A 15,760-nucleotide genomic window follows, 5' to 3' on the forward strand; every position below is an offset into this window, starting at 1 on the left:
TAAGAAAAGTCCCCTTCAGTAGAAATATTGGAGGGGATTTTTAATTTCTTAAAACTCTGGATATTCAGAGGAAATGTTTTTTTAACATATTAAGTCGCAAACTCATCGAACAAAACATATTGTAGCTTGTTTTTATAAAAGAGTTAAACTTTAATGTTTAAATGATGTGAACGACGATAAACATATACGATTAATTGCTACATTTGTGGCCGAATCTATTGTAATTGATTAAACAACTAAAAATACAATGAAACTTTCTCCGAAATTCATATTAGCTTTTCTTCTGCTGATGCTATCTTTTAGCGTAAGCGGAAATGCTATGAATTTCTCTACTTGTATTTTTAGTGACTCACCTTGTCAATTATCAGAATTATCTTCTGACAGCAATCAACGCTCTTCTGTAGATGGGCAGTCTGTTAGCTATGATAGCGTCCGTTCTTTGTCTGTTTCTGACGTAGAATTAGGACTTAAACTCGTAACAGAATCAAACTCTAATAATTATCGTCTGCGGAGAATCATTGAAATCAATGACTCCTTGAAAGACGTTATGCAAAAGTTTCTCGTGTTAAGAGAAAACTCTTTAGTATTAGATCAAAGTAAATCATTTTATTCCGATAAGGATCCACATTACTCCATTACGTGTAGCGACTACTACGTGTTCGCTTTAAGACGCATCCTTATTTAGTCTTTTCTCAATTTTTATTCGTTTTTTTTCGTACTCTGTATGAAACCGTGTGACTTTACCTATTAAAAGTTGCAGGGTCTGTAGCGCAGTGTGTCTAATTGAAAAATTTACTTCCTAAATAACTAAAATTAATTTCTTAACAAAAAAACTTATTATGGAAACTACTAAAAAAACTCAAGTTGTAGGTATAAAGAATGCCGGTATCGTAATCATCTGCTGTTTAGTAATAGCTGTATGTATCTTTCAATTCTTATTAGGTAACCCGTCCAACTTTATGAACAATGACCCTAACAATCACCCGTTGAACATGTTGGGTACTATTTACAAAGGTGGTATCATCGTGCCTATTATCCAGACATTGTTGTTAACCGTACTTGCTTTGAGCATCGAGCGTTATTTTGCTCTTCGTTCTGCTTTCGGCAAAGGTTCATTGTCTAAGTTTGTAGCTAACATCAAAGACGCTTTAGCTGCAGGTGACATGAAGAAAGCACAGGAAATCTGTGACAAACAACGTGGTTCTGTTGCTAACGTAGTAACTTCTACTTTGCGTAAGTATGAAGAAATGGAAAAGAACACAGCTCTTCCTAAAGAACAGAAGCTGTTGGCTATCCAGAAAGAACTTGAAGAAGCTACTGCTTTGGAAATGCCTATGATGCAACAAAATCTTCCGATCATCGCTACTATCACTACTTTGGGTACATTGATGGGATTGCTTGGTACTGTAATCGGTATGATCCGTTCATTTGCTGCTTTGTCTGCTGGTGGTGGTGCTGACTCTATGGCTTTGTCACAAGGTATCTCTGAAGCTTTGATTAATACTGCTTTCGGTATCTTGACTGGTGCATTGGCTGTTATTTCTTACAACTATTACACTAACAAAATCGATAAATTGACTTACGGACTCGACGAAGTCGGATTCTCTATCGTGCAAACTTTTGCTGCTACTCACTAATTCTGCGAACCCTTATAAAATCTATTATTAATCATGGGTAGAGCGCAAATTAAAAAGAAAAGTACGTTCATAGATATGACAGCTATGAGTGACGTTACTGTATTGCTTCTGACTTTCTTTATGTTGACTTCAACATTTGTGAAGAAAGAACCAGTACAAGTTACCACTCCGGCTTCCGTATCGGAAATCAAGATTCCGGAGACGAATGTACTCCAGATTCTGGTTGATCCGGAAGGAAAAATATTTATGAGCCTCGACAAGCAGCAGGATATGCAGGCTGTATTGGAGAGCATGGGTGAAGAGTATGGCATTAAGTTTACTCCGGAACAGGAGAAGAGATTTATCTTGTCTTCTACTTTTGGAGTACCTATCAGAAGTATGCAGAAATATCTTGATCTCCCGGAAGATCAACGGGATAAGATCCTAAAGAATGAAGGTATTCCATGCGATAGTGTTGACAATCAGTTTAAATCGTGGGTACGTAATGCACGTGCCGCTAACGCTGATCTACGTATTGCTATCAAGGCAGACGCTACAACTCCATACTCAGTGATAAAGAACGTTATGAACTCACTTCAGGATTTGCGGGAAAATCGGTACAATCTGATTACTTCTCTCAAGGCAGAATCTGAAAATTAAAAAGGAGGAAATACAATGAGTGCTGAAGTACAAGAGAGCGGCGGAAAAAGAGGAAAGAGCAAGCAAAAGAAAATGACTGTCCGGGTGGACTTTACACCGATGGTGGACATGAACATGTTGCTGATTACTTTCTTTATGCTTTGTACCACACTGAGCAAACCTCAGACGATGGAGATAAGCATGCCGAGTAATGACAAAGATATAACTGAAAACCAAAAGAGTATGGTGAAGGCTTCACAAGCAATTACGTTATTGCTGGGAGCTGATAACAAACTCTATTATTACGAGGGAGAACCTAACTATAAGGATTATACCTCGTTGAAAGAAACTAGCTACGGTGCAGATGGACTGCGTGCCGTACTTCTTCAGAAGAATGCTGTTGCTGTCAATAAAGTAAGAGAATTGAAGCAGCAAAAACTTGATCTTAAGATCACGGATGACGAATTTAAGAAGCAGGTTTCCGAGATAAAGAGCGGAAAGGATACACCGACCGTAATTATCAAGGCTACGGATGATGCTTCTTATATGAATCTGATTGACGCGCTAGACGAAATGCAGATATGTAATATTGGAAAATATGTGATAACAGACATTGCAGAAGCTGATGAATTCTTGATGAAGAATTACGATGCGAAAGGTGAATTGTCACAGAACTTAGCCGATAATTGATGTAACACCTAAAAAAGAAAAGTAAAATGGCAAAATTAGATTTAGCTTCTTCGGAATGGTGTCAACTGATTTTTGAAGGCAAGAACCAGGCATACGGCGCATATAGGATGCGTGCCAATTCAACAAAACGACATAATGTCGCTATGTTGATTGTAGTGGTCATAGCAGCGGTTGGATTTAGTATCCCTACACTGCTTAAGTTGGCAACTCCGGAGCAGAAAGAAGTGATGACAGAAGTAACTACTCTGTCAAAATTGGAAGAACCTGAAATCAAACAGGAAGAGATGAAACGCGTAGAACCGGTTGCACCTCCTCCCCCTGCATTGAAGAGTTCTATCAAGTTTACAGCTCCTGTCATCAAGAAAGATGAAGAAGTGCATGAAGACAATGAAATCAAGAGCCAGGAAGATTTGAATGCTACCAAAGTATCCATCTCTATTGCCGACGTAAAAGGTAATGACGAGGCTAATGGTAAAGATATCGCAGACCTTAAGCAGGTGGTAACACAGGCTGCACCGGAACCGGAAAAGGTTTTCGATATGGTAGAACAAATGCCGACTTTCCCTGGTGGACAGACTGAATTGATGGCTTACCTGGGTAAGAATATCAAATATCCGACTATTGCACAGGAGAATGGAACACAAGGTCGCGTTATCATACAGTTCGTTGTTGAACGTGATGGTTCTATTTCTGACGTACATGTGGCTCGTGGTGTAGACCCTTATCTGGATAAGGAAGCTGTTCGTGTGGTAAAAAGCATGCCGAAATGGCTCCCTGGTAAGCAGAATGGAAAAGCGGTACGTGTGAAGTTCACCGTTCCGGTAATGTTTAGATTACAATAAAAGATGATGAAGAGACAATTTAGGCTGATAGGACTCGTAGCGTTGGTGGTGTTGAGTGCTTGTAATTCAAAATCGAAAGGACCGACGGATACTTATTCTTCCGGTGTGGTAACTATCGCGGCGGATGAAAGTTTCGAACCTATCATACAAGAAGAGATAGAGGTGTTTGAAAACCTTTACCCTTTGGCTGGGATTGTTCCTCGCTACACAACTGAAGTGGAAGCGATTAATTTACTTCTGAAAGACAGTGTCCGGTTGGCTATTGCAACCCGGACACTGACTAAGGAAGAAATGAATTCATTCCACAGCCGTAAGTTTTTCCCTCGCGAGATAAAATTGGCTACGGACGGTCTGGCATTGATTGTGAATCGTGCTAATCCGGATTCTTTGTTGAGTGTACGTGATTTCCGCCGCATCCTTACCGGTGAGGTGAAAAACTGGAAAGAGGTTAATCCGAATTCCCGCTTGAAAGGGATTCAGGTAGTGTTCGATAATAAGAACTCCAGTACCGTACGTTTTGCAATGGACTCAATCTGTGGTGGAAAAGAGTTGGCTGAAGGTAACGTCAGTGCCTTGAAAACCAACCAGCAGGTGATAGATTATGTAGCGAATAATCCCGACGCTATGGGAGTTGTTGGAGTAAACTGGTTGGGGAACCGCAGTGATACAACCAATCTTTCTTTTCGCGAAGAGATCAGAGTGATGTCAGTGAGTGCAGAGGATGTGGCAACTCCTGCTAACAGTTATAAACCTTATCAGGCTTACCTGTTCTATGGTAACTATCCGTTGGCACGATCTATTTATGCATTGCTGAATGATCCTCGCAGTGGGCTGCCTTGGGGATTTGCTTCTTTTATGACATCCGATAAAGGGCAGAGGATTATATTAAAATCCGGACTTGTTCCGGCTACTCAGCCGGTGCGTATTGTCCACGTGAAAGACGAATAATAACTAAAATTAGAGACTATAATGAAAAGAGTACAAATGTTTTTAGCTGGAGCGTTTATAGCAGTAGGGTCGCTCTATGCGCAATCATCTGATGCCGAATGGCAGGCTGGGGTTGCGAAATTGAAAGAAACTATTCAGACGAATCCGGCACAGGCTGCTGAAGAAGCTGAACATCTGATTAAAGGAAAAAATAAGAAAAATGTGGAATTGTTGGTGGCTATTGGAGACGCATATCTGAATGCTGACAAGATTCCCGAAGCGCAGGAGTATGCAGCTCTTGCCAGAAAAGCGAATGGTAAATCGGCTCTTGCTTCTGTATTGGAAGGAAATATTGCCGTAAAACAGAAAAATGCGGGTCTTGCTTCTCAAAAGTATGAGGAGGCAATTTATTTCGATCCGAAATGTACGGAAGCTTATCTGAAATATGCAGATATTTATAAATCAGCCAATGCAAGTCTTGCCATTGAGAAGCTGAACCAATTGAAGGACCTGGAACCGTCCAACACAGCTGTAGATAAAAAATTAGCCGAAATTTACTATTTTAAAAATGATTTTAATAAGGCAGTAGAAGCTTATGCGAATTTTGCAATGGGACCTACTGCTACGGAAGAAGATTTGGTGAAGTATGCTTTTGCTTTATTTTTGAACCATGATTTTGATAAATCACTCGAAGTAGCTAATATGGGATTGCAAAAGAATGCCCGTCATGCTGCGTTCAATCGTTTGGCAATGTATAATTATACTGACCTGAAACGTTTTGATGAAGCGTTGAAGGCTGCCGATGTCTTCTTCAAGGAATGTGATAAAGCCGATTATTCGTATTTGGATTATATGTATTATGGACATCTGTTGGAGAGTCTGAAAAAATATGATGATGCAGTAGTACAATATGAGAAAGCGGTAAAGATGGATCCGACGAAGACGGATTTATTTAAAAATATCTCTTCTGCTTACGAACAGAAGAACGATTATAAAAAAGCAATCAGTGCTTACCAGAAATATTATGCATCTCTTGATAAGGAAAAACAGACTCCGGACTTACAGTTCCAGTTTGGTAGACTTTATTACGGTGCTGGTACGCAACCTGATTCATTAGCAATCACTGTTGAAGAACGTAAGCAGGCGTTAATGTCCGCCGATTCTACTTTCCATGCAATTGCGGAAGCAGCGCCGGACAGCTATTTGGGTAACTTCTGGAGAGCACGTGCCAATTCTGCACTTGACCCTGAAACAACTCAAGGACTTGCGAAACCTTTCTATGAGGAAGTGGCCGCTTTATTGGAAAGCAAAAACGATCCTCATTACAATTCAGCTTTGGTTGAATGCTACAGTTATCTTGGATATTACTATTTGTTAGCTATCGAAAATCCGGCATTGAAAGCCGAAGCAAAGGCTAACAAAGATAAATCCATAGAATACTGGAGTAAAATTCTGGCTATAGACCCCGCTAATGCTACTGCTAAAAGGGCATTGGACGGCATCAAATAGTGAATAATTTTAGTTGTTTGTCGTGACAGGAGGAGTGGAGAGTGATCTTAGCTCCTCCTTTTTTTGCACTTTTTTCTCCTTTTCTATTGGAATATTCAAAAGATTATCTACTTTTGTGGTGTACTATTGCACTAATACACATAAAGGTCATTATTCATTAAACAGAAATACTATGATTACAGTAGAAAATCTTTCATTTACTTATCGTAAATCGAAGCGTGCGGTACTACGTGATTTTTCGCTTTCGTTCGAATCCGGCAGGGTATATGGACTGTTGGGAAAGAATGGTGCGGGAAAATCTACTCTTCTCTATCTGATGTCCGGCTTGTTGACTCCTAAAAACGGCAAAGTGATGTTTCACGATACAGATGTACGCCGTCGGTTGCCGGTTACTTTGCAGGATATGTTTTTAGTTCCCGAAGAATTTGAGTTGCCTTCGGTTTCTTTGGTCAGCTATATTGAGTTAAACAGTCCTTTTTATCCTCGTTTCAGTAAGGAAGAGATGATTAAATATCTCCATTATTTTGAGATGGATATAGATATTGATCTCGGATCGCTTTCTATGGGGCAGAAAAAGAAAGTGTTCATGAGTTTTGCGCTTGCTACGAATACCTCTCTTTTGTTGATGGATGAACCGACCAACGGGCTGGATATTCCAGGCAAAAGTCAGTTCCGCAAGTTTATAGCATCGGGTATGTCGGATGATAAGACGATTGTGATTTCCACACATCAGGTTCGTGACATCGACAAAGTGCTCGATCATGTGTTGATAATGGATGACAGTCGTGTGTTGCTCGATGAATCGACAAGTAATATTTGCGACAAACTTTTCTTTGTGGAGAGTGATGATCGGGAATTGGTCAAAAGTGCGCTTTTTGCAATTCCTACTATTCAGGGTAACTACCTGATCCTTCCTAATGAAAAGCAGGACGAGTCGGAACTAAACCTGGAACTTCTTTTTAATGCTACACTGGCTACTCCTGAAGAGATAGCCCGATTGTTTCACACTCAAAAATAAAAGACGATGATAAAAGATACTTTTTCAGTTTGCCTCGTTTTATGAATCTTTGCCGTAAGGAGATGGTGGAGAATTGGAAATCGAATGTGCTTCGTATGGTGTTGATGTATGGAGTGATGGCAGTGGTAATGGTTTGGAATGGATATTTTAGGTATAGAGGTACTTATAATTATCAGGAAGATCCGGCGTGGATATTTCTTCTTGTCACTTTTATCTGGGCTCTGTGGGGATTCGGCTGTTTGAGTGCTTCGTTTACAATGGAAAAGATGAAAACGAAAACGAGCCGTACTTCCATGTTAATGATTCCGGCAACTCCTTTTGAGAAGTTTTTCTCCAGATGGTTTGTATTTACAGTTGTGTATCTGGTTGTTTTCCTGATATGTTATAAGTTGGCGGATTATACACGTTTTACTATTTATTCTTTGGCTTATCCGGAGAAGGATTTTATTGCTCCTGTCGACTTGTCGCATTTGGTTGGTGATGAAAAATATTATACTTTATGCAGGCGAGGCTTGGAATTTGGAGCGCTGATATCAGGTTATTTCTTTGTTCAATCCTTATTCGTACTGGGCAGTTCGATTTGGCCTAAAAATTCTTTCCTGAAAACATTTGCGTCGGGAACCATTATTGGTATGGTATATTTTGCTGTCGGTGCTTTGGTAAGCAAAGTGCTGTTGGAAAGCGGCAGGTATTATTCAGGAGGTGTGCTGGAGTCGAAAGAAACCACTCTGTGGATTGTAATTGTTGCCGGCATCTTTTTTGCGTTGGTGAATTGGGTACTGGCTTATTTCCGCTTTAAGGAGTCTGAAATTATTAATAGAATGTAATACCTTAGCCTATGAATTTTAAAGAAAGTAAAGCTATTTATTTACAGATTGCAGATAGAATCTGTGATGAGATATTGCTGGGGCAATATCCGGAAGAGGAGCGGATCCCTTCTGTCAGAGAGTATGCTGCCATTGTGGAGGTGAATGCTAATACGGTGATGCGTTCCTTTGACTATCTTCAGGTACAAAATATTATTTATAATAAACGTGGCATAGGGTATTTTGTAGCTTCAGGAGCAAAAGAGCTGATTCATTCTCTCCGTAAGGATACCTTTCTGAAAGAAGAATTGGACTATTTCTTTCGTCAGCTGTATACGCTTGATATACCGATAAAAGAAATAGAGACAATGTATCATGAGTTTATAAAAAAGCAGAAATAGAATAAAGACGAAATATTATGAAACGTACTACTTATATATTTATAGGCCTTCTCGTTTCCGGATTGATTGTAATTGTGGCAACTATTATTTTCATATTTATGTCGGGGAAGCCTTACCAGGAAGATGGAGCCTTTTTGGGTAATGAACAGGTGAAAATGGATTTGAATGGCGTACATGTTATAAAGGTGTTTACCAGCCAGGATGGAGTATCTGAAGCGAGACGTGTGTTTATTAGCGGCGAAATGAAAATAGGATCTACTGCTGCTTCGTCAGGGAAAGAACAGGTTTCATATCCGAAAGGAGACTATTTGAATGTTACCCAAAAGAATGATACTTTGTTTATGAAGTTAGATTTTAATGTGAACAATATTCCGGAAAAGTATCGGGACAGAGATTATATCTTTGTGAGTGGTTTTGATGTGAGTTTGGCTGTGGATTCACTGACCGGTATAGTTACCGGTGAAGAAGGTTTGAAATTGAATCTGATAGGTATTGAAACAGATTCATTGTTTGTCCGTGGTAATCGTTATAACATATCATTGGATTCTTGTCGACTTGGTTCGTGTGATATTCAGGGAAATGGGCTGGACTTTCATGCAAAGGATAGTAAAATTGAAAACTTCTATCTGAATTTGGATGGTGTATGGAGATGGACATTTGAGAATACAGAAGTGGGGACGGAATATCTGAGTGGCAGCAATCAGCACTCTAATGATCTGCAGAAAGGAGAATGTAAGCGGGTGGTCTGGACACCTCTGACAGAAGATGCACGTTTGCAGGTGAATGTAAGAGAGAAAGCGGAAATTACGATAACACCGGAATAAACAGGAATAGGTATGAAGAGATAAAATATGATACGAATTACTAGACAGTATCTAAACTAAAAAGGAGCAATAATGGATTTTAAAATGCCTGAGGCATATTTATTCCGTTATTACTCCTTTTAATATATGAGGTTATATAGTCAAATTACAGCGCTTTCTTCAGAGTGAAGCAGTCGATGTCCGGTGCCCAGTTATAACTATTACCCATGCGAATAGTGTTGTATCCGGCTTTTAATTCAACGGGAACTGTGATTTGGTTATGACCATTATCCTCTCCCAGAGAGTCGATTTTGGTAATGATACCGTTTACGTCCAGTTCTATTTGTCGTCCTTTGCCATATAAATAATGGATGGTCATATCATAGCGTCCGCCATTTTCGCTATATACTTCCCGCCATTCGGCATAGTTTTCAGGTTGTCCGCCAAGGAAACCTACTTTCATTTTGTCCGGAGGCTTCCTTATCATGGGCATAAATAATACCTTTAGGATTTTTGCCAAGGTCATTGAAAAGAGGTAGGTAAGCCCATTCCGCTTCGTAGAGGGTCGGTTCCAGACGTGTTTCGCCTTCTATGCGGAGGAACATGGCACTGTGTGCAGGAAGCGTTTGTTCGAAGGTACCGGAGAAGTTTCCTAAATCGCTATGTTTTACCAGATCACGTACTTTTACGTTTCCTCCAAATTCCAGTGAAGAGAACGGCACGGAAAAACTACAGATGGTATCGGAAGGATTGTAAAGAGCTACTGCACGTACATTCCCACGTTTCTGTTCAATATCTTTTACGAGTACATAACCTTCATTTTCATGTTGAGCTACATAAGCCTGTAAGCCCAGCGGATCTTGGTTGAGGGCGATCAGTTCTTTATTTGTCAGCAGTTCGAGCGAAGAATCCGGCATGTTTTCCAGATTGCATCCGATAAGCAAAGGAGAGCTCATGATACACCACAAACCGAAATGAGCTTCTTCTTCTGTCGGAGTAAGACCTTGTCCACCTACTTTACTGTCGTTGCGGAATCCGATGACCATCATATCCATGTCATTATAATGTCCGTTTCCGGCATAAGCCGACAGGTAGAGATTCTTTCCGACTACATATCTTAATGATCCCCAATGTGCATTAATATCTCCACTGATACGCCAGGAAGTTGCTGCATCTTTAGCCCAAGTGCCCGGGAAGGCCCATCGGCAAATATTGATGGAAACATCTTTGTTTACTTTGTCTATACTGTTCCGGATGGAAGTGTAGCGTTCCTTTTCATTAAGTCCCAGCGCATCTCCTCCGCAGTAATCAATTTTGATAAAGTCGAAACCCCAGTCGCCAAAGTATAATTGGGCGTCTTGCGGTTCGTGTCCATAGATACCAGCTCCTACGCCTGCTGCATCATTGTCCCACATGGAGCCACATGTATTGTTGCCCGCATCGGTATAGAGACCGGCTTTCATTCCCAGGCCGTGAACGTAATCCGCAATTGGTTTCATCCCATTCGGGAAACGTTGTTCGTGGGTATGCATAATTCCGTTATCATCGCGCTTTCCGAAATAGCCGTCATCAACATTGACATAATGATATCCGGCATCTTTCAGACCTTTTTTCACCATCAGGTCGGCTTGATGCTTGATGATGTCTTCGCTGATGTCTACGCGAAATGCATTCCATGAACTCCATCCCATGATGGGAGGATTGACTGTCTTTTCATTCTCGGAAAGGGTAGTTTGAGTTTTTGTGCAGCTGATGCACATAAAAGAAGCTACTGCTACTGTAAAGAGATAAATCCTGTTTTTCATGATATAATAGGTTGTGTTTTATTACATATCCGTCCTGAATTTGTTCAAGTGACTGAATAGAAATAAAGGGCAATTTACTGTACTCCAGAAAGCTACCCTTTATTTTGTCGGAATGAGGCGACTCGAACGCCCGACCCCTACGTCCCGAACGTAGTGCGCTACCAACTGCGCTACATTCCGATTGCTTAAGAAGTGGTGCCACCAGGAATCGAACCGGGGACACAAGGATTTTCAGTCCTTTGCTCTACCAACTGAGCTATGGCACCTTTCTCGTTTGCGGGTGCAAAGATAAGTATATTTTTTAATACCGCAATAACTTAAAGGGAAATTTTTACCAATTTCTGACTCGTGGAAATATAAATGCATTTTTGTTAGAATAAATATGTAGATAAACAGCTATTTATGCGACATATTTTATAAATTTACGCACTGAAACGATCAAAACAATATAAACACTCTATTACTATGTCATCACTGGCGATTATTGTTATAATAGTTTTGTTAGCTGCCTTCATCTATATGTGGGCAAAGTGCCAGTCACTCCAGAAAGAGGTGCATTCGAAGGAAAACAAAGAGAATGAACTTAAAAAGTTGGCTCTGGTTTTGCAGAACATCAATGCTTACTTCTTATTGATTGACAAGGATTTTGTGGTTTGTGACACCAATTATTATTCTTTAAACCGTCTTCCGATTCAGGTAGGTGGAGTTACCAAAAGAGTCGGAGATTTGCTGCATTGTAGAAATGCGATTGCAGCCGGTGAATGTGGCCAGCATGAACAATGCAAACTATGCTGTATCCGTGCGTCTATCGGAAAAGCTTTTTACAAGAAAGCAAGTTTTAAAAATCTGGAAGCTTCCATGAAGCTATTAAGTGAGGATGAAACGAAGGTGACCCTTTGCGATGTATCGGTATCGGGTACTTATTTGAATATTCATGGTGAAGATTATATGGTGTTGACTGTTTATGATGTGACGGAGCTGAAAAATGTGCAAAGGCTGCTGTCTATTGAAAGAGAACATTCCATTTCTGCTGATAAATTGAAATCTGCCTTTATTGCTAATATGAGTCACGAGGTACGTACACCGCTAAATGCAATTGTCGGATTTTCCGGTTTGATGGTATCGGCTTCCAGTGAAGAGGAACGAAAAATGTATGCTGATGTTATTGCAGAGAATAATGAACGCTTGTTGCGCCTGGTGAATGATATTTTCGATCTTTCTCAAATAGAATCGGGAACAGTAGATTTTGTTTATACGGAGTTTGATGCCAATGATTTGCTAAGAGAGTTGGAGGGAATTTTTAAGACGAAATTGAATAACTCGTCGGTGGAATTGGTTTGTGAGGCACACATACAACCTATAATGATGTATTCGGAACGGGAACGTATCATTCAGGTATTGTCTAACCTGTTACATAATGCAATGAAATTCACCGAATCGGGTGAAATTCGTTTGGGTTGCAGCCTGAAAGGAACGGAAGAGGTTTGCTTTGTTGTGTCCGATACAGGCATTGGCATACCGAAAGAGGAACAGAAAAAAATATTCTCACGTTTCATAAAACTTGATCGTGAAATGCAGGGGACAGGACTTGGACTGACTCTTTCGCAAACGATCATCCAAAATCTGGGTGGAAATCTTGAACTTGATTCGGAAATTAACCGGGGATCTACTTTCAGCTTTGTGTTGCCACGGGTGATAAAACCGGAACTAATAAAGTCACAGGCAATAAAGTAATCTCCAATCGCTAGGTATTGTATCTATTAAATGATGATTGGCATACTTCTAAATAAGAGGGCCTGCAAAAATCTCTAAAATAAATTACCCTCACTACAACCGTGAAGTGCATCCCAAAGGTTTTATAACCGACTAAAGGGGAGCACTTCACTGTAGTGAGGGTAATTTTATAAGTTCAAAGCTGTTTGAATAGCCTCTTACTTTTTGTGAACAGGATGAACACTTAGTCTTTACGACTTAGGTGCATCCTTATCTTTGTCTCCGGTTCCCGGAGATGCTTTGCCGGAAGTAGAATTTCCGCCGGATGTAGCAGAACTGCTGCTTGGTGGAGTAGCACCGGAAGCGGTGGCACCAGAGGATGCCGCATCAGGAGCTGCTGCATTAGAAACGGTTGCACCAGGCTTAGCTGTACTTGCCCCGGTTGCTCCTCCTGTATGTGCAGAAGTTGCGGTAGGACGGGCAGCATTAGCGTTACTTGCACTGACATTGACAGTGGTAGGTTGAGCCTGAACTTCCCAGTGGAACGGTTCGAAATTGGAGTTTGGATCTACCCAAGACGGTTTCTTGGAAGCATAGATAATAAACGGAGCAATAACAACGATAATGGCACCGATAATCAGTACGGAGAACCAAACAGTGTTGCTACCTGTAGAGATCTGGCTGGGCGGGATGAAGCTGAGGATAAAGGCAAGCAATGATCCGCAGAAACCAAGACCGCCAACAAACCACATCAAACCGTTACCTGACTTACCGATACGGAACGGACGGTTGAGTTTCTTCATCTTATAACGCAATGCGATAGCTCCGGAGAACATCAACAAGTACATAATCAGATAAAGAATAACTGTCAGCTGTGACAGAATCTGATAGAAGCTCTGTACGGACGGCATAACGACGAACAACAGACTTAATACAGTTACAGCGATACCTTGTACGAACAGGATATTCTTCTGTACACCCAGTTTGTTTGTTTTCTGGAAGAACGGAGGCATATACCCCGCTTTACCTACGGCAAATATACCTTTTGACGGACCGGCAACCCATGTTAATACACCTGCCAGTACACCAAATGCAAGAGCGACAGCAATGATTGGTGACAACCAGGAAGCATGAATATATCTGAAATAGTTGTCGAAGCCGACGAGTAGACTTTGAGTCAGGTTGATATCTTTTGCAGGGATAATCACACCTAATGCAAAAGTACCCAAAACGAAGATCAACACTGTGATAAGTGCACCGATGAATACGGCTTTCGGATAGTTTTTGGAAGGGTTCTCTACGTCTTTTACGTGGATACCACCCATTTCCATACCGGCATAAAACAAGAAGATACTGGCAGCAAGAACAACATTATCAAAGTTGGTAAAGTCGGGGAAGAAGCTGCTGTTGAAATCCATATTGGAATGTCCGCCGCTTGCCAGATAAATGATTCCCAAGATAATCAACAGGGCAGCCGGGATAATTGTACCGACCATACCACCGATTTTAGCAACCTTACCTACCCAGCTCATACCTTTCAGGGAAATGAAAGTAGCCAGCCAGTAGATGATAAGCACTACGACGAGCGTATAATACTTATTGTTTGCCAGTGACATGTCATGTACGTCATTCATTCCGATGAAAGCGATAGATACGGCACCAAACGTTAACACTGTCGGATACCAGATCGTACTTTCGATCCATTGTACCCAAATGGCGAGGAATCCCAGTTTTTTGCCGTAGGCTTCGCCTACCCACCGGAACACACCACCCTGCTTATCCTGAAACATCGCCGCCAACTCTGCTGCAACGAGCGATGTAGGGATTAGAAAGACAATAGCTGCAAAAAGATAATAGAAGGCCGAACTCATTCCATATACGGCCTCGGCTGGTAGTCCACGCAAGGATACTACTGCCGTAACATTCATGATAGCCAGGGTAAACACACCCAGCTTCACTGCATTTTTAATATTCGCCATAAGTTAAGGTTTTAAGTGAAAAATATTTTAAAGTCAGTGTTATAACAACATTTTGCGTGAGATGTTTCCGCAATCTCTTTCAAAGTTCGTTAATTAACATCCCCGAAATGGGAGATTGTAACCCCGGATTTACTTCTTCCGAAACAATCGCTTTCTCCAATTGTTTTTAAGCAATCTAAATTATAAATGAATCATTTTATTATAAACTAAGTAGTTATGAAATCAGCGCTTTCAGATTTTATTTCCGGGAAAAAGGGAATCTATGGTATTCTTCACATTATTATATTAGTAATGTCCCTATTCCTGGTGATTAGTATCTCGGTAGATACTTTTAAGGGAATTCCTTTCTATACACAGTCTTCGTATATGAAAGTACAGCTATGTATCTGTCTTTGGTTTCTTTTTGATTTTGTATTGGAGTTCTTTCTGGCAAAACATAAGGGACGTTATTTGCGGACGCATTTTATCTTTTTATTGGTGGCAATTCCTTATCAGAATATTATCGCCTATTATGGGTGGACATTTTCGGATGAGATCACCTATCTTCTCCGTTTCATACCTTTATTGAGAGGAGGATATGCGCTTGCCATTGTGGTCGGCTGGTTGACCTACAATCGTGCTTCGAGTTTGTTTGTCTCTTATCTGACGATGTTGTTGGCAACGGTCTATTTTTCCAGTCTGGCATTTTTTGTGCTTGAGCATCGGGTGAATCCCTTGGTGAATGGTTATGGAGATGCTTTGTGGTGGGCTTTTATGGATGTCACTACCGTCGGTTCGAATATCATAGCGCAGACGGTGACCGGACGTGTACTTTCCGTTTTGTTGGCTGCCCTGGGTATGATGATGTTCCCTATCTTTACAGTTTATATCACAAATCTGATTCAGCAATCTAACAAACGTAGAAAACAATATTACGAAGAGGAGGAACTAGAGAAAAAGGCTTCCGAGAAAAAAGAATTGGCAGAAAAAGCAGCCGTACAGAAAGGAGGTGTGTCATAATGAATAATAAAAC

The 15,760-nt window shown here is 40.7% G+C and carries 14 protein-coding genes, 2 tRNA genes and 1 pseudogene; 13 read left to right on the forward strand and 4 right to left on the reverse strand.

What is annotated here, in order from left to right:
- Positions 1-247 precede the first annotated feature (247 nt).
- From BSCG_RS30730 to BSCG_RS00305, 11 genes are all read left to right on the forward strand, one after another.
- Complete coding sequence (locus BSCG_RS30730) at positions 248-685, forward strand: hypothetical protein (protein ID WP_004327118.1); 438 nt, start codon at positions 248-250, stop codon at positions 683-685.
- Positions 686-839: 154 nt separating this feature from the next.
- Positions 840-1,637 (forward strand): MotA/TolQ/ExbB proton channel family protein, encoded by a 798-nt coding sequence (locus BSCG_RS00350; RefSeq protein WP_004311923.1) that lies wholly within the window; start codon positions 840-842, stop codon positions 1,635-1,637.
- Positions 1,638-1,670: 33 nt separating this feature from the next.
- Positions 1,671-2,276, forward strand: a complete 606-nt coding sequence (locus tag BSCG_RS00345) for an ExbD/TolR family protein (RefSeq protein WP_004311924.1) — start codon at positions 1,671-1,673, stop codon at positions 2,274-2,276.
- 15 nt (positions 2,277-2,291) lie between these two features.
- On the forward strand, positions 2,292-2,945 hold the full coding sequence (locus BSCG_RS00340) for an ExbD/TolR family protein (RefSeq protein ID WP_004327119.1): 654 nt from the start codon (positions 2,292-2,294) through the stop codon (positions 2,943-2,945).
- Positions 2,946-2,971: 26 nt separating this feature from the next.
- Entirely contained in the window at positions 2,972-3,787 is an 816-nt protein-coding gene (locus BSCG_RS00335) for an energy transducer TonB (protein WP_004311925.1), read from the forward strand.
- 3 nt (positions 3,788-3,790) lie between these two features.
- Entirely contained in the window at positions 3,791-4,735 is a 945-nt protein-coding gene (locus BSCG_RS00330) for a PstS family phosphate ABC transporter substrate-binding protein (protein ID WP_008777629.1), read from the forward strand.
- Between the two features lie 21 nt (positions 4,736-4,756).
- The gene (locus BSCG_RS00325) at positions 4,757-6,223 is read left to right on the forward strand and encodes a tetratricopeptide repeat protein (protein WP_032849915.1); all 1,467 of its coding nucleotides are present in this window, start codon (positions 4,757-4,759) and stop codon (positions 6,221-6,223) included.
- Positions 6,224-6,395: 172 nt separating this feature from the next.
- Positions 6,396-7,241 carry an ATP-binding cassette domain-containing protein gene (locus BSCG_RS00320; RefSeq protein ID WP_008777631.1) on the forward strand — a complete coding sequence of 282 codons (846 nt, stop codon included), beginning with the start codon at positions 6,396-6,398 and terminating at the stop codon, positions 7,239-7,241.
- Positions 7,242-7,282: 41 nt separating this feature from the next.
- Positions 7,283-8,068, forward strand: a complete 786-nt coding sequence (locus BSCG_RS00315) for a hypothetical protein (protein WP_050428081.1) — start codon at positions 7,283-7,285, stop codon at positions 8,066-8,068.
- Positions 8,069-8,079: 11 nt separating this feature from the next.
- Entirely contained in the window at positions 8,080-8,448 is a 369-nt protein-coding gene (locus BSCG_RS00310; protein WP_004296279.1) for a GntR family transcriptional regulator, read from the forward strand.
- A gap of 17 nt (positions 8,449-8,465) precedes the next feature.
- Complete coding sequence (locus tag BSCG_RS00305; RefSeq protein WP_008777633.1) at positions 8,466-9,272, forward strand: hypothetical protein; 807 nt, start codon at positions 8,466-8,468, stop codon at positions 9,270-9,272.
- Positions 9,273-9,417: 145 nt separating this feature from the next.
- Here the strand turns inward: BSCG_RS00305 and BSCG_RS00300 are convergent.
- The 3 genes and pseudogenes from BSCG_RS00300 to BSCG_RS00290 all read right to left on the reverse strand — a co-directional run bounded on the left by BSCG_RS00300 (position 9,418) and on the right by BSCG_RS00290 (position 11,322).
- Positions 9,418-11,056, reverse strand: a pseudogene (locus tag BSCG_RS00300) (alpha-galactosidase D).
- A 107-nt stretch (positions 11,057-11,163) separates the two neighbouring features.
- Positions 11,164-11,236, reverse strand: a tRNA-Pro gene (locus tag BSCG_RS00295).
- A 13-nt stretch (positions 11,237-11,249) separates the two neighbouring features.
- Positions 11,250-11,322: transfer RNA gene (locus tag BSCG_RS00290), tRNA-Phe, on the reverse strand.
- A gap of 199 nt (positions 11,323-11,521) precedes the next feature.
- Here BSCG_RS00290 and BSCG_RS00285 point away from each other — a divergent pair.
- Positions 11,522-12,790 carry a sensor histidine kinase gene (locus BSCG_RS00285; RefSeq protein ID WP_032849917.1) on the forward strand — a complete coding sequence of 423 codons (1,269 nt, stop codon included), beginning with the start codon at positions 11,522-11,524 and terminating at the stop codon, positions 12,788-12,790.
- 230 nt (positions 12,791-13,020) lie between these two features.
- Here BSCG_RS00285 and gadC read toward each other — a convergent pair whose 3' ends face one another.
- Complete coding sequence (gadC, locus tag BSCG_RS00280) at positions 13,021-14,748, reverse strand: putative glutamine/gamma-aminobutyrate antiporter GadC (RefSeq protein WP_008777636.1); 1,728 nt, start codon at positions 14,746-14,748, stop codon at positions 13,021-13,023.
- Between the two features lie 216 nt (positions 14,749-14,964).
- On the opposite strand from gadC, the gene BSCG_RS00275 reads away from it, so the two are divergent.
- Positions 14,965-15,747 (forward strand): potassium channel family protein, encoded by a 783-nt coding sequence (locus BSCG_RS00275; RefSeq protein ID WP_008777638.1) that lies wholly within the window; start codon positions 14,965-14,967, stop codon positions 15,745-15,747.
- The last annotated feature ends 13 nt before the right edge of the window (positions 15,748-15,760 follow it).

This window comes from Bacteroides sp. 2_2_4, from assembly GCF_000157055.1.
Classification (GTDB): domain Bacteria; phylum Bacteroidota; class Bacteroidia; order Bacteroidales; family Bacteroidaceae; genus Bacteroides; species Bacteroides ovatus.